Genomic DNA, 26,722 nt, shown 5'->3' with positions numbered 1-26,722 from the left:
GTGACGAGGCAGCTTTTCCGGCTGTGACATGCAGTAGAATTTTTTTAGACCGACATCATGTCTTCTTTTTCCAGCCCGTATTTGCGCATCTTTTCGTAAAGCGCCTTCCGGGAGAGCCCGAGGGTTTCATAGGTCGGTTTGATGGCGCCGTTGTTGCGTTTCAGCTCCGCGGCAATCAGTGTCTTTTCATAAGAGGCCACTTGCTCGAACAAGGTGGCTCCGGGGCCTGCTTGCTGCTCGGGATCCTGTTCCAAGCCAAGGACAAACCGGTCGGAGACATTGCGTAGTTCCCGCACGTTCCCCGGCCAATCCCGTGCCATCAGGCTGGTTATATAACTGTCGGTGATGTCCGGGATCTCGCGCCGGTACCGGGCCCGTGCTTCGATCGCAAGGTGACGGAAGAGCAGCGGAATGTCTTCGAGACGGTCGCGCAACGGCGGGATTTCGATATTGACCACATTCAGGCGGTAAAACAGATCCAGACGGAAGCGGCCCTCCCGGCCAGCAGCTTCCAAGTCATCCTTGGTAGCGGCGACAAAGCGGACATCCAGCTCAATCGCCTTGTTCGAACCAAGCCTTTCAATCGTGCGGGTCTCGATCACGCGCAGCAGCTTGACCTGAAGATCGAGCGGCATGGATTCGATCTCGTCAAGAAAGACGGTGCCTCCGTGGGCATGTTCCAGTTTGCCGATTCTTTGGCCACTGGCTCCGGTAAAGGCACCCTTCTCGTGACCAAAGAGTTCCGATTCAATGATTTCAGCCGGCAAGGCGCCGCAATTGAGCGCAACAAACGGTTTGTCCTTGCGCGGGCCTTCGTCATGGAGCGCACGGGCAACAACTTCCTTGCCCGATCCAGTTTCGCCCAGAATCAAGACATCGGCATCGGTCGCTGCCAACGCGGACACATTCCGGCGCAGCAGATCCATCGCCGGGGTCCGGCCGACAAGGCGGCTTTCCAATCCGGTGCGATCCGCCAGCTCTTCCCGCAGCTTGCGGTTTTCCAGAACCAAACGGCGTTTATCGAGCGCGCGTTCAACCACCGATGCCAGATGCGACACGGTGAAGGGCTTTTCCATGAAGTCATAGGCCCCGGCGCGCATGGCCTCCACCGCAAGCGGAACATCTCCATGCCCGGTGATCAGAACGACGGGCAGAGCCGGATCGATCTCAAAGGCCTGTTTCATGACCGTAAAGCCATCGGTCCCCGGCATCCGGATGTCGCTGACCAAGACACCGTAGAAATCACGGTTGATCCGTTCCAGAACGTCTTCCGGCTGGCTGGAAGCAAAGACGTCCTGACCAGACAGTTCCAAGCCCTGCGTCAAGGATGTACGCAGATCGTCTTCATCGTCAATCAACAGGACTGTGGCCTGATCCATTCGTCTATTCCGCTGCCAATAATGTCTCATCCGCAAGCGGCAGGCTCATGGTGAAAACGGCCCCGCCGTCTTCGTGATTGTCCGCGCTTAACGATCCAGAGAAGTCATGCACGATCTTGTAAGCAATGGATAGACCCAGGCCGAGGCCGGCACCTACGTCTTTGGTGGTGAAAAAGGGATCGAAGATCTGCGGCAGCACATCTTCGCTGATGCCCGTGCCATTGTCGCGGACCCTCATAACCGCTTTGCCGCCAATCTGTTCCAGCGTCAGACACACTTTCGGCTGGGCTTCTGTACTGACGGCATCGAGAGCGTTGGCGAGCAGATTAATGACCACTTGTTCCAGCCGGATCCGGCCACCGCCAACAATCAGATTTTCCTTCGGTAAGTCGATCACCAGGTCGACCTTGGTCTGTTTGATTTGGGGCTGCAGCAAGAGCATCGCCTCATCGACCACCTGGCGGAGTGAGACAGGTTTGATGTCCGTGCCCGATTTCCGGGTGAAGCCCTTCAGGGTTTTGGCGATTTCCGCCATCCGGCTGACCATACCGCCAATCCGGGTGAGGTTGCCCTTGGCCTCATCGGCCCGTCCCCGGTCGATCAGCATTTCGGCAATTTCCGCGTCCGATCGGATCGCGGCGAGCGGTTGATTGTATTCATGGCTGAGCGCGGCGGACATCCGGCCAAGTGTTGCCAATTTGGCCGCCTGCACCAGTTCCGCCTGCATCTGGCGCAAGTCTGCCTCGGCCTGGAGCCGTTCGGACACTTCCTGTTCCAGCTGCCTGTTGGCAGTGCGCAGTTCGGCGGTCCGCGCTTTAACGCGCCGTTCCAGACGAAGTGCGGCTGCCTTGTCGCGTCGGATCTGACGATCCAGCTCGCGGCGCCGGAAGGCAATCAACCACAGGACACCAGCCGCAATGACGCAGACCAGCAGCGCAATCAACATGGCCCAGCCGGATTGCCGGCGGGCAGATTCCACATCTGCGAAGGTTCGAACCTGCCATCCTAGCACCGGCAAACTGGCCGCAAGTTCCATATGCACAGGCCGTTGACCTGCTGTCGGCAACAAAAGTGCGAGACGGTCAAGAAGCGTCAAATCTGCAGCGTTGCGTGTCAGGTCCAGAGAGGCAAATCCCTTATTGCGCCAATTGGGAACGTTGCTGACAACCACACGTCCTTTGCCGTCAACCGCAACAATCGGGTCCTTGCTCAGTGCCCAGGCCTGTTCGACATCGGCTAGGCTGACCCGGACCGCAAGTACACCGGCAAGTTCATTTCCGCTGCGGAGCGGCGACGCGAACACATAACTGGCCGGAACTTCCGGTGTGCCTGGGATCAATTCCCGGCCGAGCTGGCCTTGTGTTGCCTGATAAAAGGCATCAGGGATCATCGAACCGCCGCCGATGGCTCCGCTGGGCACGTTGTCCCGGCTGCTCAAAAGTGTGCGGCCGCCTGGATCCATCAGCCAGATTTCCTCTGCGCCCGACATCCCGGCGGTCACGGAAACGATGTTCCGGTCGAATTCAGTGCCTTCGCCAGCAACCATTCGGCCAGTTTCTGGGCCGCGTGCCAGCAGCGGAGACAGAAGCCGGAACTTGTCCAAAAGCCGTTCCAGCACAGCTGTTTGAACGGCCAAATTGGCGTCAGCGCGCGTTTCGATTTCCGCCAGAGTGAAACGCAAACTGGCCAAGCCGGTCAGGAACACAACTGCGAGGCTAACCACAAGTGTGGCCACTGCCATTCCCCAATTCAGCTGGCGCCAGCCGCGGCGTTGATGTGGACGTCTCATGGCACCAGTATAACGAAGGATTTTTGCCGGAAAAGAAACCTCATCCAATCACCGGCGCTCTCTGACGCCGGTCGATGGCAACACTTTTGATCAAGACGGTAACGTCTTTGCCCTCGGCTAAGTCCAAATCGGCCGCCGAAGCACGGGTAATACGGGCGCGGATTGTTTGGGCGCCAACTGAGCATAGAATTTCCGCGTAAGGACCGCTTTCTTCCGAAATGCTGCGGATGGTGCCGGCAAGCGCATTGCGGATCGACAGGCCCTTCGGCGGTTCGCTGGCAAGCGCGACATCCCTTGCCCGGATCCGCAGTCGGATCGTTTCACCCGGTTTGGCGCCAAGGTCCGGGATCTGGATGACCGGGCCACCGATATCGATATGGGTCAGGCCCCATTGTTCATCGGTGTGACTGACGGTTCCTTCCAAAAGAGCCCCGGCTTCATGACGGCCTGTTGCTTTGCCGAGGTCTGTTCTGGCGAGCATGTCGGCCACCGGACCAAAAGCTGGCGTTTGCCCATCCGACAGGATCACCAGAGTTTGCGACAGGCGCGCGACCTCTTCAATGGAGTGGCTGACATAGAGAATTGGGATGCCAGCCTCAGCGCAGAGACGATCGAGATAAGGCAGGATGTCGTTGCGCCGGGCCTGATCCAGATTGGCGAGCGGTTCGTCCATAATCAGCAAGCGCGGGTCAGACAAGAGCGCCCGGCCAATGGCAACCCGCTGCCGTTCGCCGCCGGAAAGGGTGGCCGGTTTGCGCTGAAGCAGATGTTTGAGCCCCAGAAGGTCAACAACTTCGTCCATGGACCGGCTGGTTTTGCGCCGCCCGGCCCAGCGCGCATAGGTCAAGTTGGAACTGACGCTCATGTGCGGAAACAGGCGGGCGTCCTGAAATACATGGCCAATGCGCCGTGCTTGAACCGCCAGATTGATGTTCTTATCCGCATCAAACAACGTTGTTCCGTTGACGCTAATCCGTCCCGATTGCGGGCGGACCAGCCCGGCAATCATATTGGTAACGCTGGTTTTGCCTGCACCTGATTGCCCGAACAGCGACGTCACACCACCTTCGCTTTGAAACTTGGCGGTGAGCGGCATATCGCCGACGCGGCCGGTGATGTCGACATCAAGCATCCGCACCTCCCAGCCGTTTTTTTAGGCGGCGTGCGAGCATTTCCGAAGCGATCAGCGCGCCGAAGGCGACGCAGGCGGCGATGATTGTCAGCCGGTAAGCTGCCAGATCTCCACTTGGGCTTTGGGTGGCTGTATAAAGCGCCAGGGCGAGCGTGCGGGTTTCACCAGGAATGTTGGAAACAAAAGTGATCGTCGCGCCAAATTCCCCCATGGCTTTGGCAAACCCGAGGATCGCCCCTCCCAGAATCCCTGGGAGTGCAAGCGGCAGAGTGACGGTTAGAAAGATGATCATACGCCGGGCGCCGAGGGACCGGGCCGCATCTTCCAGCTTCGGATCCACCGCTTCAAAGGACAAGCGGATCGGCCGGACCATCAACGGAAAGGCCATCACGCCGGCGGCCAGCGCGGCGCCGGTCCAGTTGAAGGCAAAGCTGATACCGAGGTTCTCCCTCAAAAAAGACCCTGCCGGACCGTTCCTACCAAAGGCGAGCAACAAAACATAACCGGTTACCACGGGCGGCATAACCAGAGGTAGATGCACCAGCGCATTGACGATGCCATGTCCCGGAAACTGAAAGCGGGCAAGGCCATAGGCGGTCAGAATGGCCAATGGCAATGCGACAAGAAGCGCTGCTGCTGCAACCCGTAAGGTAAGAAGTAGGGCCTGCCATTCCGCAGGCTGAAGAGTGAAATAATCCACGCGCGCTCTGATCGTATCCGGCTCCTCCCGCCCTCCGGGGAGGCTTAACTCCCCTTATCGGTCAAAAAGCTCAAGGAACGCAAGATCTTCGCAGCTTCCGGCCCCTTTAAGAATGCCAGAAATGCTTCCGCTTGCGGGTGACCGGCCGATAGAGTGAGGGCCGCTGGATACTCAATAACTGGATGGCTTTCCGCCGGCAGAACCGCCAGGACGCGGACATCCGGCTCAATCGCAGCGTCGGTGGCATAAACCAGGGCGAGTGGCGTGTCGCCGCGGGCAGCAGAGGCCAGCGCTACGCGGACATTTTCCATCGGCGCGAGCCTGGATTCGACATCTTCCCAAAGACCCAATGTTTTCAAAGCTTCCCGGCCATATCGCCCAGCCGGGACCGTCTCTGGATCGGCCATAGCCAAACGGCCGTCTTTGAGGCGCGCAGCAATACCCTCATTCAAATAGTCAAAATCAGGGGCATCTTCGGGACCGATGAGGACCAGCCGATTGGAGGCAATCGTCTCCCGGGTTTCCGGTTGAACCGCGCTCCGGTCAACCAGATAGTCCATCCAAATAGCGTCCGCCGAGACAAAGACATCCGCAGGCGCCCCCGCCTCGATTTGGCGAGCCAGGGTTCCGGTTCCGGCAACAGACACCGTCACCGGCGTGCCTGCTTCGGCTTCAAAGGCCGCACCAATTTGCATCATCGCCTCACTCAGGCTGGATGCAGCAAATACAGTCAGCGGCTTTTGGGCAAATACATTCGCAGTTTGGACCAACAAGAGAACAGCTGCGAATAAAACGCTTAGGCGCAAAAGGGTGTCCTTCTCGATTTCATTCTTTCCGCTCTCTACGGATGGTGCTGTTCAAAACAAGCGGAGTTTTACCTATTCCGCCGATCTTCTTTGATCATATCCGAGCCTTTTTCTGCGATCATGACAGTTGGAGCATTGGTGTTGCCGGACGTGATGGTCGGCATCACAGAGGCATCGATAACGCGAATGTTGTCGAAGCCGCGCAAGCGCAGGCGGTCATCAACCACGGACCCCTCATCAATCCCCATCCGGCAAGTGCTGACCGGGTGGAAAATCGTGGTGCCAATGTTGCCCGCAGCCTTCACGAGCTCATCTTCGCTGGAATAATCGACGCCTGGCAAATACTCTTCTGGTTCATATTTTTTCATCGCAGATGACGCCATGAGTTTGCGGGTGAGCCGGATGGCGTCGGCAGCCACGCGTTTGTCGGCCTCGGCAGACAGGTAATTTGGCTGGATCTCCGGCTGGGTACTTTTGTCCGGCGACGTGATGTGCACATGACCCCGGCTTTCAGGCCTAAGGTTACAGACACTTGTGGTCATTGCCGGGAAATCATGCAGCGGTTCGCCAAATTTGGTCAGCGACAGCGGCTGCACATGATATTCGACATTGGCAGTTTCAAAGGACGGATCGGTCTTGGCAAAGACACCGAGCTGGCTGGGGGCAGATGACATTGGACCAGAACGTTTCAGGAGATACTCCAAACCAATTTTGGCCTTGCCGGTCCAGCTGTTGGCCATCTTGTTCAAAGTTTTGGCGTTCTTGACTTTGTAGACCGGCCGGAGCTGCAAGTGATCCTGAAGATTTTCTCCGACGGACGGCAGAGCATGGCGCGTCTCGATACCGGCTTTGGTCAGAACCTCCGGATTGCCGATGCCGGAGAGTTCCAGCAGCTGCGGCGAGCCGATAGCGCCTGCAGCAAGAAGCAGTTCGCCAGAGATCGTCACTTTGGCCGGTTCGCCGGCAACTTCCAGATCAAGTGTGTTGGCGCGTCCATTTTCAAACTGGATCTGTTCAACATGGGCCTCGGTTAGGATGCTCAGGTTCGGCCGGTTTCGTGCCGGTTTCAAAAAGGCCTTCACCCCATTCCAGCGCAGGCCGGATTTTTGGGTCACCTGAAAATAGGCCGACCCGAAATTGTCGCCGCCGTTAAAGTCCTTGGTTTTGGGAATGCCATTTTCTTCGCAGGCATCGCGGAAAGCGTCGAGCAGTTCCCAGGAGATGCGCTGTTCTTCAACCCTCAGGTCTCCGCCCTGGCCGTGGAGGTCATTGTCCCAGGCATAGTGATCTTCAGATTTTCGGAAATAGGGCAGGACATCGTCCCAGCCCCATCCGGCAAGACCAAGCTGGCGCCAGTGATCGTAATCCCAGGCCTGGCCGCGCATGTAGATCATGCCGTTGATGGAAGAACAGCCTCCGAGCACCTTGCCGCGCGGATAAAGCAGCGAGCGGCCATTCAGGCCTTTGTCAGGCGCCGTGGTAAACCCCCAGTCCACACGCGGATTGCCAATGCAATAGAGATAGCCGACTGGGATATGCACCCAGATGTAATTGTCGCGTTTGCCGGCCTCCAAAAGCAGGACTTTGACGTCCGGGTCTTCCGACAAACGGTTGGCCAGAACACATCCGGCGGTCCCTGCGCCAACAATCACGTAGTCCCAAGCACCCAGGTCGCGCATTTTTCCTCCCACAACTGTTGCCGGTGATGGAGGCACGGACTGACCAAACGGTCAAGTCAGCCGGAAGGTAAAAGACTTCATATGTCCGGATGGATTTATTCTGACCGCTCGCAAATCGGGTCGTGTTTGTTTTCCAGGGTTTCTAGTGTCCTCTCACACCACAAGAGGACAAGGTTCATGTTTCAAATTCAACCACTCGCAGCAGATCAATTTGCCGATTTGAATGGTTTTACCGATGAAGAATTGGCCGCTCGGGACATTCAGGTCCACATCTCTGATGGCGGTTTTCCCTGCCGTGTTTCGCTGGCCGATGCTGCTGCGGGCGAACGTGTTTATTTGCTCAACTTCGAACACCAGCCCGGCAAGTCACCTTACCAGTCACGCCATGCGATTTTTGTGAAGGCCGGAGCAGAGGAAAGTCACCCTGAGCCCGGTAAAATTCCGGCATCGATTATCAGCCGTCTGCTGTCGGTTCGGGCTTTCAATTCCCGGCATGAAATTGTCGATGCAGATGTTGTTGAAGGAACAGACGCGGAAGGCACGATCTCGCAGTTTTTCGAAAACCCGAAGGTGGACTATATCCACTTGCACTATGCCAAACGGGGGTGTTTTGCTGCGAAGGTGACACGGCTGGACGCTTGGACTTAGTGGATCGAATTCGACATTTTAATCCCGTTTGCGGGTGAGCTCTTTTTCAAATGTCAAATTCAAAAACTCCACTAGAAACATAGACTTGGCCAGTGGTTTTTAAGACTCCAACATTTGCAAGAATGAGTGTGCGTCACGCGGATGCAAATGTTGGTGTCAAACCACTAGGCACACTAAAAAACAAAGAAGTGGTGCGGCATTTTTGTCAGAACTGGAGCTTGTCACGCCGCTTCTCACAGTTATCGGCTATAGTTGATGTCTAACAGGTACGGGAGAACATCAATGGTCACTGCCGCACAACGCCGTTCTGCTTTCAAAGCCCTCCATGAAACTCGAAAAGCCTTTCTTATGCCGAACCCCTTTGACATCGGGTCGGCCCGTATACTCGACGGCATGCGTTTTGATGCCATCGCAACCTCCAGCGCAGGATTTGCCTGGGCGCAAGGGGTGAAAGACGCCGAAGGCCTTGTCTCCAGGGATGAGGCGCTGGCTCATGCAGCTGATATCATTGCGGTCACCAGCCTACCTGTGAATGGCGATCTGGAAAATGGTTTTGGCGACAGTCCGGATGATGTCGTGGAGACGATCAAAGGAGCCATTGAAGTCGGCCTAGCCGGCTGTTCCATTGAAGACTATTCGCAAGATCCGCAGCACCCCTTTTATGCGCTCGACCTCGCGGTGGAGCGGATCAAGGCCGCCAGCGATTACATTGCCCGTGAAGCGCCTGATTTTGTTCTGACGGCGCGCAGCGAGGGGCCTGTCAAATCGGATCATGAACTCGAAATGACCATCAAACGTCTGAAGGCCTTTGTTGAGGCGGGGGCGGATTGTGTTTATGCGCCGATGTTGAAAGACAAAGCGCAGATTTCAAGAGTCTTAAACGAGGTCGATGCACCGTTAAACATTCTCGCCGGACGCAAGAATTTCCATCTGACCCGTAAGGAATTGGCTGACCTTGGTGTCGCCCGAATTTCCATTGGGGCCGGTCTCGCCCGGCTAGCCTACAGCACCTTCACAGCTGCCGCCGAAGACATGAAGGACGGGGGTTCGTTCGGCTGTTTCGACCGGGAAGAGACTGCGGAAACTCCGGTAAACTTCGAAGACTTCATGAAAGCAAGGCTATGAATCGGCCCGGTCAAGGCGTGGCCCAGTAGGTCAGAACCAGAGGCAATGTAACCAGGGTCAAAACAGTCGAGACAAAAATGAATCCGGCAACTGCCGCTGCATCCTCTTCGGGCCTGTGCTGCTGGACGGCCAGATAAGTCGCGACCGATGGCGGCATGAAGCACAGCAGTATAATGGTTTTCTCCTGTATGGCGCTGAGAGACAGTCCATGAGTTAATACAAAGGCCGCCACTGCCGACAAGAAAACATGCAAAAAAGACAACAAGAAAGCGCGTTTGAGGTGTCCGAATTTCAACGTCGCCAAGCTGTGTCCAAGCGTAAGGAGCATAATCGGGATGGCCAGACCACCGAGAATCGTCATGGCCTGATCGACCGGTTCGGGCAGGGACCAGCCGGTGTCCATCAGAATCAGGGAAACAATGACCGCGTAGATGACCGGTTGGCGGGCAAGTGTCTTGAGGTCTGCCTTTCCCATCGGCAACGCATACCCGACCGTAAAGATGGCTGACAGCACAACGACCACAAATCCCATCGCAACAGCTGCGCCCTCGGCGCCAAAGGCAAGCGTTGACACGGGCAGGCCGATATTGCCGACATTCGAAAGCATCATGGGTGACAGGAACGATCGGATCGGCAAACGCATCGCTTTGAGTGCTACAAAGCCCAGCGTGCCGAAGATTGCAATCATCATCGCGGCAGCAAGCAGAATTGTCAGAAATGCACCGATCTCGATGTGATCCTTGGCAAGATGCGACAGGACCAAGGTTGGATAACCGACATTCGAAACGAGAGCCCCGAACAACTTGCGGTCATAGGGCGCCTTTAGAACAGCCAGTCCATAACCGAGCAACACGCACAGCAGGACCGGCAGCATGACATTTATCGTGTATCCAAAAACTGCACCCAACACCGGACCTGTACGCTTTGATCAACCAATGTATCGACGGTAGCTGGTCTGCGGGACGCAATGCAATGGCCGCCGGTCAGGATGCGCTGATCCCAATATAGGTCGCCCTTGGCCGGATCTGTTCCTGGGCACCATATTGTTCCAAGGCATGCGCAATCCAGCCAGCCATGCGGCCCGCACAGAAAATGATTTTGCCGCTATCTTTGGGCAATTCATAAGTCTTTTGCATGGCTGCAAGCGCGAAGTCGATGTTGGGAAAGAGACCGAAGAGATCCCGGCCAGCTTTCAGGATCACCGGCAGCTGCCGGACGAACGGATGATCCGGTTCACTGGCGATCAAAGTGGTGAGCAGCCAATGGCTGCGCGGATCTTTTTCAGTATAAATCTTGTGGCCAAATCCGGGCAACGTTTCACCGCGCGCGAGCCGGTCAGCGATCAGCGATTCAACGTCTGTCTCCGGCGTAATTTCGGCCATCCAGGCGTCGGCTCGTCCGGAGGCAGCCCCGTGACGGGGACCAGAAAAAGCACCAAGGCCAGACAAAAGGGCAGCATGTAACGGCGCGCGGGTAGATGCGGCGCACCGTGCGGCAAACGTACTGGTGTTGAGTTCATGATCTGCCGACAACACCAGGGCTGCACGGATCAGATGTTTTGCTTTCGAGGAAACGCCAAAAGCCTGCGCGATTTGGGTATGAACCGGAATGGTTTTTGGGTCGGTCTTCAGAAGCGCGGCGACGCCGTAGCGCAACAAAGCTGCGCCCTTTGTCTGCAGCAATTTTGGGGATTGGGTATGCGCTGCTTTATCCTGTAAAGGCCAGGCAGCGAGTGCCATCATCACCCGGTCCAGTGGGCCAAGCCCGTTGGGCAGCTCTGGCGGGGCCAGTGGTGCCGGATCCGCAAAAGGATCGTGAGCGCAACCCCAAAGCAGTGTGGCGACGCTTTCCAAAGTGGCATTTTCCGCCAAATCAACAGCCGGCCGTCCCCGGTAAATCGCGCCATCTTGCGAAATCATCGTCAATTCGGTTTCCAGAACCGGGTCGCCAGTCAAAGGACGCGTTCCGGCCGGTTCTTCAAGGGCCCTCCGGCCTTTCAGCCGCCGGACATCGGCCGCGTCATAACGGCGCTGCTTTCCTGCACCGGCCACGGAAGAAATCATGCCCCGGCTGACATAGGCATAGAGCGTTGCCGGCTGAACACCGAGTTCGGCGGCAGCTTCCTTGGCGGACAGATAGATCGGCTTGTTCATATATTGATTGTATTTATCAAGATTGATCAATGCAAGCCTATCTCCTTATCTGGTGGCGACAAAAAGGAGTTGATTATGACAAAAGCGCCCAATCCCGGCACTTTGACTGCCGATCCGATCGCGGGTCTTGAAGGTGTTGTTGCGGCTCACACGAGCTTAAGTGATGTCGACGGCCAAAATGGCCGATTGATCCTACGCGGCAAACAAATTGAGGATCTGGCCGGACGGGTCTGGTTCGAAGAAGCGGTTTTACACCTCTGGCATTCTTATGTTTTCAGCGACATTGACGAACTGAAACACGCGTTTGGCAGTGTCCGCCAGGCAGCATTTTCGGTCGTGTCAGTCATGGAAGCTGCCTCTGAGGGGTTGGGCGTGTATGAGCGCATGCAGCTGGGTTTGGCTGCAATGTCCATTCCCAAGGACCGGCCACAAGCAGTAACGATCAGCGGTGCACTCCCGGTGTTTTTGGCTGCGGCTTATCGGATTTCTGAAGGCAAATCTCCAATTGCCCCGGATCCGCAGCTGAGCGTCGCCGAAGATTTATTGAGGATGTTGAAAGGTGAAGAGCCTGATGCAGATCATGTCGCAGCGCTTGACCGGTATCTGGTGACAATCCTCGATCACGGCCTCAATGCCTCGACCTTTACAGCCCGTGTGATCGGTTCCACAGAAGCAGAGATGAAGCAGGCCGTTCTCGGTGCGATGGGCGCCTTGAGCGGGCCTTTGCACGGCGGTGCACCCGGGCCGGTTCTCGATATGATCGACGCGATTGGCCGTCCGGAAAACGCGGACAAATGGATTTCCGACGCTCTTTTGCGCAAAGAACGTTTGATGGGGTTTGGTCACCGGATCTACCGGACCCGCGACCCGCGGGCAGATGTCTTGAAAGCGGGATTGAAAAAACTGGGCACCAATAATCCAAAGGTTCAATTGGCCGAAGAGATTGAGGCCGCGGCATTGGCTGCGCTGCGCAAAGCCAAACCGGACCGGGCGCTGGATACCAATGTGGAGTTCTACACCGCAGTGCTATTGGATGCGATCGGCATCGACCGGACCCTGTTCACACCACTCTTTGCCACGGGCCGGAACCCTGGTTGGTGCGCCCACGTGATGGAACAGCAAGCCAACGGCAAGTTGATCCGCCCCGCATCCGTTTATGTCGGGCCGCAGGCCGAGAAATAGCCCTTCGCCTTGCCAAACATGCAATCCCGGCCTTGAGCCGGGACCATGTTTCTCACAACCCGTCCCGGATCGGTGTCCGGGGCCGGCGAAGCGTTGTGCGGGTTACCCTGCCATTTCTGCTTCACGCACGGCCAATTCGATCTCGTTGATCAAACCCTCTTCCAGGCCAAGCCGGGCGGCCAGCATCTGAAGGTAGGCTTTTTCAGCCGGATGGTCCGGATCGATCGCAAGGCGGGATGCGGCATAAATCTCAGCCGCAGATTCCGGACAAGACGCGCTCGCGACGACTTTGTCGAGATCGAGCGGTGAACGTAGTTCGTCCATCAAAAATGCTTTGGCTTCGCTATCGAGACCAGCTTCATCAATCTTGTCAAAGATCCGGTCCTGTTCGTCCCGGTCAATGTGCCCATCAGCTTTTGCTGCGGAAATCATCGCGGTCAGCAAATTGATCGCGAACTGATTTTCGCCACCTGGCTGCTGCGCCGGATCAAAGGCCGTGCCGCGCGGAGCTTCTACGGGAATAGGCTCATGATCCGGATAGGTCGGGCGCGGCGCATTTTGCTTATTGGCTTGATGGCCCTGATAAGCCTTGTAGGCAAGGCCTGCGACCAATGCGAGGCCGCCATAAGTTACAGCTTTGCTACCGAGTTTCCGGCCAGTTTTTGTGCCCAGCATTAGACCGGCAAGACTGCCGAGGGCCAACCCTCCGCCTTGTGAAGAAAGAAAATCCTTGCCTTGGGACAGGAGGTCTCCAGACCCGCCCTGACGGGAGCGACCAGTTTGCCCCCCCTGGCTTCCCAGAAATTGATCCAGCAAGGACTTTGCATCAAACATCTTTGGCTCCCTATGTCCCAAATGGACGATATCATCGGTCTTTCACATGGGATTCTAGTCCCTTTGCGCAAGATCACGCGACAAAAGATTACAGTTTAGCCTTTCCCTTTTCAGGACAACTTCCAAGTGACGACAGGATTATGTCAGCGGCAGCAGATTGTTGTCTTTCAAGGTTTCCATGGCGATGGAAGACCGGACATGGTGCACCGGTTCCTGCGGCAACAGTTCGTCATTGATAATGCGGCTTAAGGATTTGAGATCCGGAACCACGACCTTCAACATATAGTCGACATCACCGGTCAGCGTGTGGGCTTCTTGCACTTCCGGCATGGCTTTCACCATATTGCGGAATTTTCGGGCATTCTCGCGGGTATGAGCACCTAGTGTCACACCGACAAAAGCCGTGACCATAAATCCCAGGATTTCAGGGTTCAGATCTGCGCGGTAACGGCGGATGGTCCCACTGTCTTCCAATTTCTGACGCCTGCGCGAAACCTGGCTTGCCGACAGGCCAATCGTCTCGCCAATCTCGGCGTTTGTCGCCGCGGAGTTCTCCTGAAGAGCGGCAAGCAGCTTTATGTCAAAGGCATCCAGCGCAACAGTCATGCAGCATTCCCTAACCTGATGCATGTTTTGCGCGCCACTATACGGAATATCACGCAAATTGCACACAACCTGCGCAACCTCCCGGGCATTCTAGTCCCAACTTTTATTCAAGTGGAGGATCAACCATGGGACCCTTTCCGCACAATGCGCCACCCGCGCAAATCACGCCAGAAAATCCAGCCGGTACTGACGGCTTTGAATTCGTCGAATTCGCCCACCCAGAACCGGAAAAACTCGACGCCCTGTTCCGCAAGATGGGGTATGTGCCGGTCGCCAAACACAAGACCAAAGACATCACCCTCTATCGCCAGGGCGACATCACCTATGTGCTCAATGCCGAACTTGGCAGTCACGCTATGCGGTTTGTCGAGGAACATGGCCCCTGCGCCCCGTCCATGGCCTGGCGGGTGGTCGATGCGCAAAAAGCTTATGATCATGCCATAGCTAAAGGCGCAGAGCCTTATTCCGACAACGACAAAACCCTGAATGTTCCCGCGATCAAGGGGATTGGCGGATCACTGCTCTATTTCATAGAAGCCTATGGCGACAAAGGATCAGCTTACTCGGAAGAATTCGACTGGCTGGGCAAGGTCGATCCAAAACCTGAAGGCGTTGGTTTTTATTATCTCGATCACCTCACACACAACGTCTATCGCGGCAACATGGACAAATGGTGGGATTTTTATCGCGACCTCTTCAATTTCAAGCAGATCCACTTCTTTGACATCGATGGCCGGATCACTGGCCTTGTCAGCCGCGCGATTACGTCGCCTTGCGGCAAAATCCGCATTCCGCTGAATGAATCCAAGGACGACACCAGCCAGATCGAAGAATATTTGCGCAAATACAAAGGCGAAGGCATTCAACACATCGCAGTTGGAACCGACGACATTTATCCAAGCACGGATCAGCTGGCCGCGAACGAACTGAAATTCATGCCCGGCCCGCCGGAGACCTACTACGAAATGTCCCACAAACGGGTGAACGGACATGAAGAACCGATCGAGCGCATGAAGCGTCACGGCATCCTGATCGATGGCGAAGGGGTCATCGACGGCGGCATGACAAAGATCCTTCTACAAATTTTTTCCAAAACCGTAATCGGACCTATCTTCTTTGAATTCATTCAAAGAAAAGGCGATGAAGGCTTTGGCGAAGGAAATTTCCGGGCGCTTTTTGAATCAATTGAGGAAGATCAGATCCGCCGGGGTGTTCTAACAACAGAGGCTGCCGAATAGGGCCCCTCTATTGCATTGTCTAAGCACACACCTTTGCCCTCGCACATCAGTGTGAGGGTTTTTTTTGTGCCGCAGTTTTCACAATCGCAAACTTGCCGGTTCGATTTTGGTGCCACGAAGAAACAGGAAAGCCGCGCCAGTCAACATCAGGCAAATAGCGCTGGCGATCGTCCGAACGCCGTTCCAAAACTGCCAAGTCCCAGAATAGTTTTTCCAAACAGTGTCAACGGATCCTGCAACCTCGGAAATACGGATCTCCGCCAGGGCTTCATTCATCGGCACGTTGACCAGGGCTGTCGGGAAAAACGCCCCGCCCAGATAGACTATAGCGGCGATTAAAAAGGCTAAACTGGCTGTGCGCCGACCAGACTTGGACGCCACAAAAGCGGTTATCAGCAAGACAAGCGGCGTTCCGAAAAACGCCGGAGCGAACGCCGCATTGCGGACCGTAGCATTCATGGCTTGCATCGCTGCAATAGCAACTGACGGGGCGGCGGCATCTAGGCCCCACATGACGGAGCAAAACCAAGCGTAGAAAAATCCGAAAATCGCGCCGCACAACACCAATGATGCAAATGAGAGCAGATAAAGCGTGTGTTTCATCACTAGGCCGTGTGGACGAATTTGCGATGTATTTCGCCGGGATCTGCTGCGGTCAAGATCAAGAAGATCTGGCGCAGGTGATGCTGGTGCATCATCAAGGCGGATTTGCGCAGAGGATTGGACGCTGCAGGCTCGGCCCTTCGGGTGAGGCAAAGGGCAGCAATCTGACGCGAACTGCCCCTTGACCGTATCGCCGATACGCTCTGCAGGTCTTTCCACGCCATCTTTCACCCTTTGTCTCACGAAATGCGTCTCCAATTCGTCCGCACGACCTAGGTCGTCAAACAGTTTGGGTGGCTGCGGTGCTCGAATTTCGAGGGGACCGGAACAATTGTAAGCCTAAAACCAATACGGCCGCTTGTGCGGTCACGACTGCTGGCCAAATCAAACCGATTTGCGCATCGAAATACTTCTGGGGACCGAAAGAAACGAGCGCGAGAACGGCAGCCAGGCCAGACAGAAAGCGGCTGGCCTTCTTCGATGTCGGCCCAAGGATCAGGGCAGCCATTGCAGCTGAAACGGCGGCACCGATGAAGGGCCCGATTCCGAAAAACGGCGTTGAGACTGGAGGATGCGGGGGCACTCCAGCGTAGAGCGACATCAGCATAACAATTTGCAAAACAATCAGCGTGGTCAGGGCAGCGGCGGCGGTCCGGTCGGGGTTTGGCATCATCTTCTCCAAAAGCGTAATTTTGATTACGGTTGCACATATCCGTAATTCGAGTTACGGATATTGTCAACACTGAGGAATGACCATGCGTGAAGAAAACCGGCTGCGTCGGCAGGCTCAGATCGAACAAGCAGCCTATGAAGTCCTTGAAAAAAAAGGATATGCCGGAACATCCGTGCAAGGAATCGCCCGCGCAGCACGCGCGTCCAATGAGACGCTTTACAAATGGTACGGTGACAAAAAAGGGCTCTTCAAAGCGCTGGTTGAGCGCAACACCGAGGATGTTAAAGCCCTGCTCGAGACGGACCTCTCCTCTAACACCAGCGCCTTTCAGACACTCGAGCACCTCGGACCAAGACTGCTAAATCTTGTTCTTGGTGACCGCGCCGTTGCCCTCAACCGGGCAGCCGTCGCCGACGCGTCCGGAGATTTGAGCGAAGCCATAGCCTTATCGGGGCGGGAAGTTGTCTTTCCTTTGATTGCAAAGGTTTTGGAGGACGGCCGGGAAAAGGGTGAATTGATTTACGACAGTTCAGATGAGGCAGCCGCCCTTTATATCAATTTGCTGATCGGCGATCTTCAGATCCGCCGCGTCATCGGACGCCTGGCCGCGCCAACAGAAGACTTCTGCAACGAAAGGTCGGAAAGAGCCTTGAAGTATTTGCAGAGGCTGCTCAAAGCCTAACTGCAATCAACGGCTATCCCCAGACCGCCTTACCCCGAAACCTTCGCTTCCAGAACATCCCAGACCCGGGCCGCGACATCCGGGCCACCCAGGTTCTGAATGGCACGGATGCCGGTTGGGGCGGTAACGTTGATTTCCGTCAGCATGCCGTCGATCACATCGATGCCAACCAAGATCAGGCCCTTTTCACGCAAGGATGGCCCGAGCCGCGCACAGATTTCCCGTTCCCGTTCGGTCAGATCACTGTCTGTAGGGGCGCCGCCACGCACCATATTGGAGCGCAGATCTCCTTCGGCCGGCACCCGATTGACCGCGCCGGCAAACTCGCCATCGACCAGCAAGATACGCTTGTCGCCATGTTTCACATTCGGCAGGAACTGCTGGATGACCCAGGGTTCGCGGAAAGTCGCATCAAAGAAATCATACAGCGAGCCGTAGTTGAGATCGTCTTTGGTGATCCGGAACACCGCCGCACCGCCATGGCCGAACAGTGGTTTCATGACGATGTCGCCGAATTCTTCACGAAAGAGATCGATTTCCGCCCGGTCTTTGGTGATCAGGGTCGGCGGCATCAGGTCCGGAAATTCGGTGACGAACAGCTTTTCTGGCGCATTACGCACTTCCGTCGGATCGTTCACCACCAAAGTGTCCGGATGGATCTTGTCCAGGATATGCGTTGCCGCGATGTAAGAAAGGTCGAACGGCGGGTCCTGGCGCATCAAGACGACATCGATGTCCCGCATGTTAAACCGCTGCCTGTCGCCAAGCGTGAAGTGATTGCCTTTTTCATCGCGCACGGTGACCGGTTCCAGTGCACAAAAGACTTCATCGCCGCGCATCGCCAGCCGGTCAGGCGTGTAGTGATATAGCTCATGACCACGCGTCTGGGCTTCCAGCATCATGGCAAAGGCGCTGTCTCCGGCTACGTTGATGCTTTCAATATGGTCCATCTGGACCGCGACTTTTAACGGCATTGGCCACTCCTGGCGGGGCGCTGATTATTGAAGTCAATCGCGCAAGAGGACAAAGGGATCAGTAGCCGCAGATATGCGGTTGCGCTGGCAGTTTGTCTAGAGGGCGTGTTCAGCCGTTAGCCTCAAACGCACTCACGATCCGCTCTGGCAAGGCCCAGGGGCGAATGACAATCACATCAAACCGGAGTGTGAAAAACCCAGCTTTTGGGTGCTCGGAGACAAATATCTTGGCAGCCCGCACGATCCGTTTTTGGCTCGCGGGCGTGACTGCTTCCAGAGCGGCTTGCCGCGTTTTCCGGGCTTTCACCTCAACAAAGGCGACCGTCTTGCGCTTTTTGGCGATCAGATCGATTTCGCCAGCCTTGGTTTTGTACCGCTGTTTCAAGATCCGCCAGCCGGTCAGCCGTAAATACCAGGCGGCGTAACTTTCCGCAGACAGTCCAAGCGAATAGGCTTTGCGGCGGCGATGTGTATCTTTGCCTGGCCGCTCCGTCATGGCCTTAAGACCCGGATTTCAGATCAAGCGCACGCTTGTACACTTCGTCCCGGTCCAGACCGGTCGCCTTGGCAACCTGCTTTGCCGCTTTGCTCACCGGCATATCTGCAAGTGCTTCCTGCAAGAGGCTGTCGAGATCTTCTGCGTCCGCATCCGGTTTTTCTTCCGGCGGTCCAACCAAAATCACGATCTCGCCCTTTACAGTCTGATCGGCAAACCTCTCGGACAATTCGGCGAGCGTGCCACGCTCAAAAGTTTCAAAGCGTTTGGTCAGTTCACGGGCCACCACCGCCTCTCGGGTCTCACCAAGAACATCCGACATGAGGGAAAGTGTTGCACCCGTCCGATGGGGCGATTCAAAAAAGATCAGCGTGGCCGGTGTCCTGGCAAGTTCCTCCAGACGTTTGGTCTTGGGGCCGTTTTTCTGCGGCAAAAACCCGGCAAAAAGGACGGTATCACTTGGCAGGCCGGCGGCAACCAGACCAGCCAACGGTGCGGACGCGCCTGGGATTGGGATGACTTTATACCCGGCGGCCACAACATCGCGCACCAGCCGGTAGCCTGGATCGGAAACCAGCGGAGTTCCGGCATCCGAAACCAGCGCAACAGCATTCCCTGCTTCCAGTTCACGCATGATCTTGGGGCGCTGCTTGTCGGCATTGTGTTCGTGATAGGCGAGCAACGGTGTTTTTAAAGAAAATTTTTGGGTCAATGTCGCTGTGACCCGTGTGTCCTCACAAGCGATTACGCTGGCCGCGGCCAGGGTCTGCAGTGCGCGAACGGTGATGTCGCCCAAGTTTCCGATTGGCGTTGAAACAATATAAAGCGCCGGCTCTAGATTTGGCGCGGTAAAACCATGTTCAGAGAGACTGTAGCGGTTCTTGCCTCCGCTTCTGTCGCCCGTATCTGCCACCATGGCTGTTCCTTTCACGCCCATTGGACCCCAATCGTTTATCCAGCAGGATAGGTCCTTTTCCTTGCGCTACCTGCCGGACACACGCAATGCAAGGCAAATCCACCATTCATGTTGGCTTAGAGCTTTGAAACATCCTTGAAAACTGGACAGCGCATTCGTTAATCCGTAAGTCTTTTGAGAAAGGGTGGATGGAATTCTGACACATGGATGATACGGGCACCGTCAAACGGTATCGCAGACGCATATTCTTGAAAACGGCATTGGCCGGCGCAAGCGCATTTGCGCTCACCGGCTGTCTGGGCTCCTCACTTGGAACCTTACCAGGCGAACAGATCCAGCCAGGTGCGCAGCCGGAGGTCACCGGCGATGTGATCGGCACCGGTACCGTGCGTGTTGGACTTCTGCTGCCATTGTCCTCAAGTGGCGGAAACTCCGCCATTGGCACAGTGTTTAAGAATTCGGCCGCTCTGGCCTTGCAAAACTTCCCGAACTCAGATGTTCAGCTGCTGGTCAAGGACACCGGCGGGACGGCTGAAGGCGGACGGGCAGCGGCCCAAAAGGCGATTTCAGAAGGGGCTGAGTTGTTGCTGGGCCCGGTCTTTGCTCCGGCCGTTTCTGGTGCGGGTGCTGCCGCACGGGCATCAGGCGTGCCGGTCATCGCCTTTTCAACCGACACTTCCGTCGCCTCCAGGGGTATCTACCTCTTGAGTTTCTTGCCGGAAAGCGACGTTAGACGCATCATCGGTTATGCCAGCAGCCAGCAAAAACGCTCCTTTGCAGCACTACTGCCAAACGATTCTTACGGCGGTGTTGTCGAAGCCGCCTTCCGCCAAGAAGTTGGCCGGGCAGGTGGTCGGATAGCCACTATTCAGCGCTACCAGGCGACCGGCTCTGACACGTCTGACTTGAAAGCCAAGGCAGCCGGGCTGCAACGGTCTCTCAATAGCATCGATGCCCTGTTTGTTCCGGCGGGCGGTCCCGTGCCTGGTGTGGTGATGCAAGCCCTCATGGGCCTGAATGCGGACATCGGCCATATCAAACTGCTCGGCTCCGGCCAGTGGGACACGCCGCAGATCAAAAACAATCCAATCCTGACAGGGGCCTGGTTTACGGGACCGGAAAACAGCGGGTTCAATGGCTTTGCTCAGCGCTATCAACAGACCTACGGGTCTCCGCCACCGCGCAATGCCAGCCTTGTCTATGATGGTGTCACATTGGCCGCGGGCCTTATCCGTTCCGCGGGACCGCAGCGCTTCCAGCCACGCATCCTGACCAACAAAGACGGTTTCCTCGGGATCGATGGCCTGTTCCGCTTCAAGGCCAACGGTCTCAATGAACGCGGTCTGGCTATTTATCAGGTCACCGGATCAGGCAGCCAGGTTGTCGCGGCAGCACCAAGAGACTTCCGGTCCGGGTTTTAAGAGCAAGTGAAGTTTCAGGAGTAGGCGCCAATGCTGAACGGCAAGCAGATTGTGCTGATCATCAGTGGAGGCATCGCCGCCTATAAGTCGCTGGATCTCATCCGGCGCCTCAAGGAACGTGGCGCGCGGGTTATCCCGGTGATGACGGGAGGCGCACAGGAGTTTGTCACACCGCTCGCAGTCGGTGCCCTCAGCGCGGAAAAAGTCTATTCAGACCTGTTTGACCGGGAAGATGAACATGACGTTGGCCATATCCGGTTGGCGCGTGACCATGATCTTGTTCTGATTGCGCCAGCCACCGCCAATCTGATGGCCAAAATGGCCCATGGCATCGCCGATGATCTGGCGACCGCTGTCCTCTTGGCAACAGACAAACCGGTCCTGACGGCGCCGGCAATGAATCCCAAAATGTGGCAAAACCCGGCGACATTGAAAAACGTCGAAATGCTGAAAGAGCGCGGCGTCCAGTTTATTGGTCCGGCAACCGGCGAAATGGCTGAAAAAGGCGAGGCCGGTGTCGGTCGGATGAGCGAACCTTTGGAGATTGTGGCCGCCTCCGAAAGGCTTTTCCGGGATCAGGCTGTTTTGAGCGGCACGCTGCCCTTGGCAGGACGTCATGTGTTGATCACCTCTGGGCCGACCCATGAGCCGATTGATCCTGTGCGCTACATCGCCAACCGGTCATCCGGCAAACAGGGACATGCATTGGCCGAAGCGGCCTATGCGGCTGGCGCCCGTGTAACACTCGTGTCTGGGCCCGTGACCATTCCCGATCCGGACCATGTGACCACAATTCATGTGGAATCAGCTGCCGAAATGATGGCGGCCGTTGAAGAAAATCTCCCGGCCGATATTGCGATCATGGCCGCCGCCGTTGCTGATTGGCGGGTGGTGTCGGAAGGCGCCCAAAAAATCAAAAAAGACGGCAGCGGTAAACCGCCGGGCCTGGAACTCACCGAGAATCCGGACATTTTGAAGACAATTGGCCACCACGACACACTGCGGCCTCCGCTCCTGATCGGCTTTGCCGCCGAAACCCAAGACCTCATCAAAAACGCGACCTCCAAACTGGAGCGAAAACGGGCTGATTGGATCGTCGCCAATGATGTCAGCCCGGAAACCGGGATCATGGGCGGGGATGCCAATACAATCCGCCTGGTCAGCGCCGAGGGCGTTGAAGACTGGCCAGCGATGGACAAAAAAGCCGTTGCCCGCCAGCTCATAGAGCAGGCGGCGGAAGTCTTAAATCGCAAATAAAACTAAGCGAACCGGAAATAGCTCATACTGATGGAGCCATATTCATAACTGCGGTGCATCAGCTCCGGTTTTGCACCCGAACCAGCCGCTCCAAACGGAAAAAACAGTGGTAATAGATGTTCTTCTGTCGGGTGACTCTGGCGGAAGTCCGGAATCGTCTCAAGATCCTCAAAATACGTAATCGATCCGCTTTCAAGGCCCTTTTCAACCCAGGCATCGAAGCGGATTGCCCAATCGGGCGCCTTGCCTCGGTCAGGGCCAATCGCTCGCAAATTGTGGATCGTGCTGCCGGACCCGGCGATCAAAACACCAGTTTTTGCTAACGAGGCAAAAGCTTTTCCGAGATCATAAACAGTTTGCGAAGTGCTGTTGAATGGCAGGGACAACTGAACAACGGGGATATCAGCCTCTGGATAAGCCAGAGACAGTGGCACCCATGCGCCATGGTCGAGCCCATGGTCATCATCCAGTTTGGCGAAAAGTCCTGCTCCGACCAATGCATTCATGACCTCAGCCACAGCATTTGGTTCGGCAAAGGCCGGATAAGTAATCTCGTAAAGATCGGGCGAGAACCCACCAAAATCGTGATTGGTGCGCAGTGGTCCAGGTGCGGACATTTTGAGGTCTGGCGTTTCCCAATGGGCGGAAAGGATCAAGATAAAGCGCGGGCGGGGCGTAGACTTGCTGAATCCCTTCAAGAACCGGCTCGCCGGTGTATCACGAACGGCGAGCGTCGGCGCGCCATGGGCAAAAAAGACAGGAGGAATTGTCTCTTGTTGATCCGGCATGCAGGTTCTCCATTTATGTGGCCAATGGCGATTAAACGCTTGGCCCTCATTGGAGATAAACTGTTCTGACCTCTTGAGAAGTGCCGGAGGAATTGACGGATCGTTTCAGAAACAAGGACAATGAAGGGTGTGAGCGGGGACCGCCCACACCTTCCAAACTTATTTATACCCCATGTTGATCAGCTGCACCCGGCGGTTCACAGCAGCTTCCGGATTGGCCGGATCGCGCAACTGCTCTTCACCCAAGCCCACTGCAAAAAGGTTGGAGCCAGGCACTTGGAAAGTGGTCACCAAGGCTTCCCGGATGGCCTGGGCCCGTCTTTGCGACAGTTCCAGATTGTATTTCCGATCTCCCTTGGCATCGGTGTGACCAACAATGAAAAACGTCTGGCCTTGCAAATACGGCGTATGGAGTGCATCAGCGATCAGTCCTACAGCCTCATAGGACTCCGGACGGATACGGGCAGAATCGAAATCAAACGTTATCTCGATGACAAACTGGCGCAGAGAGGCAAGTTGCTGATACATCGGGATTGTTTGCGGCGAATTCGCGCCAGGATATTTTTGGATATTTTCGAGTGCCGCCCGCTGTAGATCGCTTGCACTCACTTCAACCTTCTGCTGAGCACCTTGAAGCGAATTGATGATCTGGTTACGGCTGAGCTCAGTTTGAGCAGTCGCGCTGGCTGCCGAAAATGCAAAGGCACAAACAGCCGCACCGGCAAATAACAGGTTTTTCATAAGTATCTCCTGGATGGACGGCTTAGCGGTAACCGGCGAGGTCAATGGCGGTATTGCATTTGTTGCTGACGGAGGGTTGTGCTTTCAAAAGGCAACGCAGGACATGGCCGGCGCCTGGTTTGACGCCCTGGCAAAGCTGAGCAGCATCGCGCGAACAAATTTCCGGAGCCGCAGCCTGTGCAGCAAGCCGCTCCTGAATGAGTTTTGCAACAACAGCCCTATCCGCATTGCATTTCTGGGAAATCTTCGATTGGTTTTTGTCGAGGCATTGGCCGATGCCGTTATTTGCCAGCGTTGCCGACTTGCAGTGTTTGTCGATGTCCTTACCGCAGCTGACCGCGAGGATACTAATCGCATCGGCGAACCCCACCGTCTGCGCCTGGGCGGCCCAGCCTCCCGCCAATAAAAACGTCACTGCAAGTATGCTTCTCAAATAATTCATAATTCCGGGTCTCCCAGCTCAATCAGCATTCCGATACGGAAGATCATTTCAGGACAGCGTAACAGCTTCAAGTAGGGGATTGATATTTTTCGTCAAACACTCTCCGGAGGTGCTTTGCTTGACAGGCGCGGCCGAATATCGTCAACCGGTTGGGCAATTGTCAGGGACGATCGATGACCATCAAACTTGAATTCAAACGGCTGGATCATGGCCGGGATTTGCCGCTGCCGGCTTATCAAAGTGACTTGGCAGCAGGAATGGATCTGCTGGCAGCCGTTGAAAAGGCGATCACGCTGACACCTGGTTCCCGCGCTCTGGTTCCAACTGGTCTTGCGATGGCCCTTCCAGCCGGGTTTGAAGCACAAGTCCGGCCGCGCTCGGGGCTTGCCGCCAAACATGGGGTTACGGTGTTGAACACACCGGGCACGATCGATGCCGACTACCGAGGCGAGGTTAAAGTCATCCTGATCAACCTCGGCGACAGCGATTTCCAGATTGCCCGGGGCGACCGTATTGCACAGATGGTGATCGCGCCGGTGTTGCAGGCCGATATTCAAGAAGTCGACGTCTTGTCCGAAACCGATCGCGGGGCAGGCGGCTTCGGCTCGACCGGCCAACGCTAACGCAACGCCTACAAGGACGATCATATGCAGCCGGGTCTGGTGATTTTCGATTGCGATGGTGTTCTGGTGGACACCGAGCGTATGGTCAACGCCAGCCTAGCGGAAATAGTGAGCGAGCTCGGGTATCCGATCACCGGGCCGGAATGCCAACGGCGTTTCATGGGGCGAACCTTGGAAAATGTAAAAGAAATGGTCGAACAGTTGACCGGCTCTAAACTTTCCGAGGATTGGCCCGATCAAGTTCGAACGCGCGATCTGGAAGTGTTCAAAGCCGGTGTTCCAGCCATTCGCGGTGTTTCTAAGGTGCTGGATGACCTCGATGCGCGCCAAGTACCTTATTGCGTCGGCTCGTCCGGAAAATACGCCAAGATGCGGACCACCCTTGGCAGCTCCGGCCTGTTGCCGCGCCTGGAGGGAAAACTCTATTCGGCCGAAGATTGCGCTCAGGGCAAACCGGCGCCGGATGTGTTTCTTCTGGCCGCCAAATCCATGGGCTTTGCACCGGAAAGCTGTGTCGTGATCGAGGACAGCTTGCCAGGTGTGCAAGCGGCCAAGGCGGCCGGCATGGCAGTTTTTGCGTTTGTCGAGGATCCGTCCTGCGACCGGGAGGCTCTTGCGCGCGCAGGAGCAACGCTATTTGAAGATATGTCTGAGCTTCCGGCACTGCTGTTTTCTAAGTCTTGAACATTTAACGAAAAGACGTTTCCCCAAGCCGCTTTGATCTAAACATTCTTCCCCTTAAAACTCTGAGTTTGCCGTACTATCTTAGCTGCCAACCAAAGACATGTGCTGCCTGCACACCACTCATCCTATCTGGGAGACTGCCATGACAAAGAAGACGCATGGGCGCGGAAAGATTTATTCCTCGATCACGGACACCATCGGCGATACGCCCTTGGTTCGTCTGGACCGGCTGGCAGAAGCTCATGGCGTCAAGGCAAACCTTCTTGGCAAACTGGAATTCTTCAACCCGATCGGCAGCGTCAAGGATCGGATTGGGGTCGCCATGATTGAATCCATGGAACAAGCCGGAACGATTGAGCCGGGCAAGACAACATTGGTGGAGCCGACATCCGGGAACACAGGCATCGCTCTGGCCTTTGTTGCAGCGGCCAAAGGCTACCGCCTCATCCTGGTGATGCCGGAGACCATGTCAGTTGAGCGGCGCAAGATGTTCAAGATCCTGGGTGCGGAGCTGGAATTGACCGAAGGTGCCAAAGGTATGAAGGGCGCCATCGCCAAGGCTGAGGAACTTTTGGCTGAAATCGACGGCGCCGTGATGCCGCAGCAGTTTGAAAACCCGGCAAACCCGGAAATTCACCGCAACACAACCGCCGAGGAGATCTGGAACGACACGGACGGTCAAGTCGACGCCTTCGTCTCCGGCATTGGTACCGGTGGCACCATCACCGGCGTGTCTCAAGTCCTGAAAGAACGCAAACCGGACCTTCATGTCGTCGCCGTTGAACCGGCGGACAGCCCAATTCTCTCCGGTGGCCAGCCTGGCCCACACAAGATCCAGGGAATCGGCGCAGGTTTTGTTCCAGGCGTACTCGACACCGACGTGTTTGATGAAGTGATCACCGTTGCAAACGAAGATGCGTTTGCCGCAGCCCGGGATGTCGCCGCTAAAGAAGGCATTCCAGTCGGAATTTCTTCAGGCGCTGCGCTGACGGCCGCCGTCAAGATAGGCCAGCGGGACGATATGGCCGGCAAAAACATCGTGGTGATCATTCCGTCCTTCGCCGAACGCTATCTCTCAACAGCCCTTTTCGAAGGTCTATGAACTCTTTGTCGACCATCAAAAACGCCGCGACCACGAGTTGATCGCGGCG

General features: G+C 56.0%; 28 protein-coding genes. 10 read left to right on the top strand and 18 right to left on the bottom strand.

Annotated elements, in window-relative coordinates; genetic code table 11:
- Positions 1–44 precede the first annotated feature (44 nt).
- From FJ695_RS04740 to FJ695_RS04715, 6 genes are all read right to left on the bottom strand, one after another.
- Positions 45–1,379, bottom strand: a complete 1,335-nt coding sequence (locus FJ695_RS04740; protein WP_141184364.1) for a sigma-54 dependent transcriptional regulator — start codon at positions 1,377–1,379, stop codon at positions 45–47.
- A 4-nt stretch (positions 1,380–1,383) separates the two neighbouring features.
- Positions 1,384–3,120, bottom strand: a complete 1,737-nt coding sequence (locus FJ695_RS04735; protein ID WP_209010924.1) for a sensor histidine kinase — start codon at positions 3,118–3,120, stop codon at positions 1,384–1,386.
- An 88-nt stretch (positions 3,121–3,208) separates the two neighbouring features.
- Positions 3,209–4,306, bottom strand: a complete 1,098-nt coding sequence (modC, locus tag FJ695_RS04730) for a molybdenum ABC transporter ATP-binding protein (RefSeq protein WP_168206264.1) — start codon at positions 4,304–4,306, stop codon at positions 3,209–3,211.
- On the bottom strand, positions 4,293–5,000 hold the full coding sequence (modB, locus tag FJ695_RS04725) for a molybdate ABC transporter permease subunit (protein ID WP_141184361.1): 708 nt from the start codon (positions 4,998–5,000) through the stop codon (positions 4,293–4,295). Before modB ends, modC begins: the two co-directional genes overlap by 14 nt.
- 44 nt (positions 5,001–5,044) lie before the next feature.
- A complete protein-coding gene (gene modA / locus FJ695_RS04720) occupies positions 5,045–5,806 on the bottom strand; it encodes a molybdate ABC transporter substrate-binding protein (RefSeq protein WP_209010923.1) in 762 nt (253 codons plus the stop codon).
- 68 nt (positions 5,807–5,874) lie between these two features.
- On the bottom strand, positions 5,875–7,485 hold the full coding sequence (locus FJ695_RS04715) for a GMC family oxidoreductase (RefSeq protein ID WP_141184360.1): 1,611 nt from the start codon (positions 7,483–7,485) through the stop codon (positions 5,875–5,877).
- 177 nt (positions 7,486–7,662) lie between these two features.
- On the opposite strand from FJ695_RS04715, the gene FJ695_RS04710 reads away from it, so the two are divergent.
- Both FJ695_RS04710 and FJ695_RS04705 read left to right on the top strand, forming a co-directional pair.
- Positions 7,663–8,133, top strand: coding sequence for a DUF1203 domain-containing protein (locus FJ695_RS04710; protein ID WP_141184359.1), 471 nt, complete (start codon positions 7,663–7,665; stop codon positions 8,131–8,133).
- Between the two features lie 282 nt (positions 8,134–8,415).
- Positions 8,416–9,258, top strand: coding sequence for an oxaloacetate decarboxylase (locus FJ695_RS04705; RefSeq protein WP_141184358.1), 843 nt, complete (start codon positions 8,416–8,418; stop codon positions 9,256–9,258).
- Positions 9,259–9,268: 10 nt separating this feature from the next.
- Here FJ695_RS04705 and FJ695_RS04700 read toward each other — a convergent pair whose 3' ends face one another.
- Both FJ695_RS04700 and FJ695_RS04695 read right to left on the bottom strand, forming a co-directional pair.
- Positions 9,269–10,132, bottom strand: coding sequence for an AEC family transporter (locus FJ695_RS04700; RefSeq protein WP_141184357.1), 864 nt, complete (start codon positions 10,130–10,132; stop codon positions 9,269–9,271).
- A 109-nt stretch (positions 10,133–10,241) separates the two neighbouring features.
- On the bottom strand, positions 10,242–11,441 hold the full coding sequence (locus FJ695_RS04695; RefSeq protein WP_209010922.1) for a citrate/2-methylcitrate synthase: 1,200 nt from the start codon (positions 11,439–11,441) through the stop codon (positions 10,242–10,244).
- A 45-nt stretch (positions 11,442–11,486) separates the two neighbouring features.
- On the opposite strand from FJ695_RS04695, the gene FJ695_RS04690 reads away from it, so the two are divergent.
- Positions 11,487–12,593, top strand: coding sequence for a citrate synthase/methylcitrate synthase (locus tag FJ695_RS04690; protein WP_141184356.1), 1,107 nt, complete (start codon positions 11,487–11,489; stop codon positions 12,591–12,593).
- Between the two features lie 102 nt (positions 12,594–12,695).
- On the opposite strand, the gene FJ695_RS04685 is transcribed toward FJ695_RS04690, so the two are convergent.
- The gene (locus FJ695_RS04685) at positions 12,696–13,427 is read right to left on the bottom strand and encodes a tellurite resistance TerB family protein (protein WP_141184355.1); all 732 of its coding nucleotides are present in this window, start codon (positions 13,425–13,427) and stop codon (positions 12,696–12,698) included.
- Between the two features lie 138 nt (positions 13,428–13,565).
- On the bottom strand, positions 13,566–14,033 hold the full coding sequence (locus FJ695_RS04680) for an Lrp/AsnC family transcriptional regulator (protein WP_141184354.1): 468 nt from the start codon (positions 14,031–14,033) through the stop codon (positions 13,566–13,568).
- 125 nt (positions 14,034–14,158) lie between these two features.
- Between FJ695_RS04680 and hppD the strand changes: the two genes are divergently transcribed.
- Positions 14,159–15,271: a 4-hydroxyphenylpyruvate dioxygenase gene (gene hppD / locus FJ695_RS04675; RefSeq protein ID WP_141184353.1), complete on the top strand. Its 1,113-nt coding sequence runs from the start codon at positions 14,159–14,161 to the stop codon at positions 15,269–15,271.
- Between the two features lie 78 nt (positions 15,272–15,349).
- Here the strand turns inward: hppD and FJ695_RS04670 are convergent, their stop codons facing one another.
- Both FJ695_RS04670 and FJ695_RS04665 read right to left on the bottom strand, forming a co-directional pair.
- The gene (locus FJ695_RS04670; RefSeq protein ID WP_371708973.1) at positions 15,350–16,117 is read right to left on the bottom strand and encodes a DUF1772 domain-containing protein; all 768 of its coding nucleotides are present in this window, start codon (positions 16,115–16,117) and stop codon (positions 15,350–15,352) included.
- A gap of 37 nt (positions 16,118–16,154) precedes the next feature.
- The gene (locus FJ695_RS04665) at positions 16,155–16,547 is read right to left on the bottom strand and encodes a hypothetical protein (RefSeq protein ID WP_247653791.1); all 393 of its coding nucleotides are present in this window, start codon (positions 16,545–16,547) and stop codon (positions 16,155–16,157) included.
- Between the two features lie 82 nt (positions 16,548–16,629).
- On the opposite strand from FJ695_RS04665, the gene FJ695_RS04660 reads away from it, so the two are divergent.
- On the top strand, positions 16,630–17,229 hold the full coding sequence (locus FJ695_RS04660) for a TetR/AcrR family transcriptional regulator (protein ID WP_141184352.1): 600 nt from the start codon (positions 16,630–16,632) through the stop codon (positions 17,227–17,229).
- Between the two features lie 29 nt (positions 17,230–17,258).
- Here the strand turns inward: FJ695_RS04660 and gshB are convergent, their stop codons facing one another.
- From gshB to rsmI, 3 genes are all read right to left on the bottom strand, one after another.
- Entirely contained in the window at positions 17,259–18,203 is a 945-nt protein-coding gene (gshB, locus tag FJ695_RS04655) for a glutathione synthase (protein ID WP_141184351.1), read from the bottom strand.
- 109 nt (positions 18,204–18,312) lie between these two features.
- Positions 18,313–18,699, bottom strand: a complete 387-nt coding sequence (locus FJ695_RS04650; RefSeq protein ID WP_141184350.1) for a YraN family protein — start codon at positions 18,697–18,699, stop codon at positions 18,313–18,315.
- Between the two features lie 4 nt (positions 18,700–18,703).
- Positions 18,704–19,615, bottom strand: a complete 912-nt coding sequence (gene rsmI, locus FJ695_RS04645; protein ID WP_141184349.1) for a 16S rRNA (cytidine(1402)-2'-O)-methyltransferase — start codon at positions 19,613–19,615, stop codon at positions 18,704–18,706.
- A gap of 203 nt (positions 19,616–19,818) precedes the next feature.
- Here rsmI and FJ695_RS04640 point away from each other — a divergent pair, with 203 nt between their 5' ends.
- Complete coding sequence (locus FJ695_RS04640) at positions 19,819–21,036, top strand: penicillin-binding protein activator (protein ID WP_141184348.1); 1,218 nt, start codon at positions 19,819–19,821, stop codon at positions 21,034–21,036.
- Between the two features lie 30 nt (positions 21,037–21,066).
- Positions 21,067–22,293 carry a bifunctional phosphopantothenoylcysteine decarboxylase/phosphopantothenate--cysteine ligase CoaBC gene (coaBC, locus tag FJ695_RS04635; RefSeq protein WP_141184347.1) on the top strand — a complete coding sequence of 409 codons (1,227 nt, stop codon included), beginning with the start codon at positions 21,067–21,069 and terminating at the stop codon, positions 22,291–22,293.
- A 2-nt stretch (positions 22,294–22,295) separates the two neighbouring features.
- Here the strand turns inward: coaBC and FJ695_RS04630 are convergent, their stop codons facing one another.
- From FJ695_RS04630 to FJ695_RS04620, 3 genes are all read right to left on the bottom strand, one after another.
- The gene (locus FJ695_RS04630; RefSeq protein ID WP_141184346.1) at positions 22,296–23,081 is read right to left on the bottom strand and encodes a class III extradiol ring-cleavage dioxygenase; all 786 of its coding nucleotides are present in this window, start codon (positions 23,079–23,081) and stop codon (positions 22,296–22,298) included.
- Positions 23,082–23,240: 159 nt separating this feature from the next.
- Entirely contained in the window at positions 23,241–23,822 is a 582-nt protein-coding gene (locus FJ695_RS04625; RefSeq protein WP_141184345.1) for an OmpA family protein, read from the bottom strand.
- A gap of 22 nt (positions 23,823–23,844) precedes the next feature.
- Positions 23,845–24,264 carry a hypothetical protein gene (locus FJ695_RS04620; protein WP_141184344.1) on the bottom strand — a complete coding sequence of 140 codons (420 nt, stop codon included), beginning with the start codon at positions 24,262–24,264 and terminating at the stop codon, positions 23,845–23,847.
- Between the two features lie 173 nt (positions 24,265–24,437).
- Here FJ695_RS04620 and dut point away from each other — a divergent pair, with 173 nt between their 5' ends.
- From dut to cysK, 3 genes are all read left to right on the top strand, one after another.
- A complete protein-coding gene (dut, locus tag FJ695_RS04615) occupies positions 24,438–24,887 on the top strand; it encodes a dUTP diphosphatase (RefSeq protein ID WP_141184343.1) in 450 nt (149 codons plus the stop codon).
- A gap of 24 nt (positions 24,888–24,911) precedes the next feature.
- Entirely contained in the window at positions 24,912–25,571 is a 660-nt protein-coding gene (locus FJ695_RS04610; RefSeq protein ID WP_141184342.1) for an HAD family phosphatase, read from the top strand.
- Between the two features lie 142 nt (positions 25,572–25,713).
- Entirely contained in the window at positions 25,714–26,673 is a 960-nt protein-coding gene (gene cysK, locus FJ695_RS04605; protein ID WP_141184341.1) for a cysteine synthase A, read from the top strand.
- Positions 26,674–26,722: the final 49 nt, after the last annotated feature.

The sequence above is a fragment of the Labrenzia sp. PHM005 genome (genome assembly GCF_006517275.1).
GTDB lineage: Bacteria > Pseudomonadota > Alphaproteobacteria > Rhizobiales > Stappiaceae > Roseibium.
The sequence above is the reverse complement of the archived record's forward strand: the minus strand, read 5'-3'. Positions and strand labels throughout refer to the sequence as shown.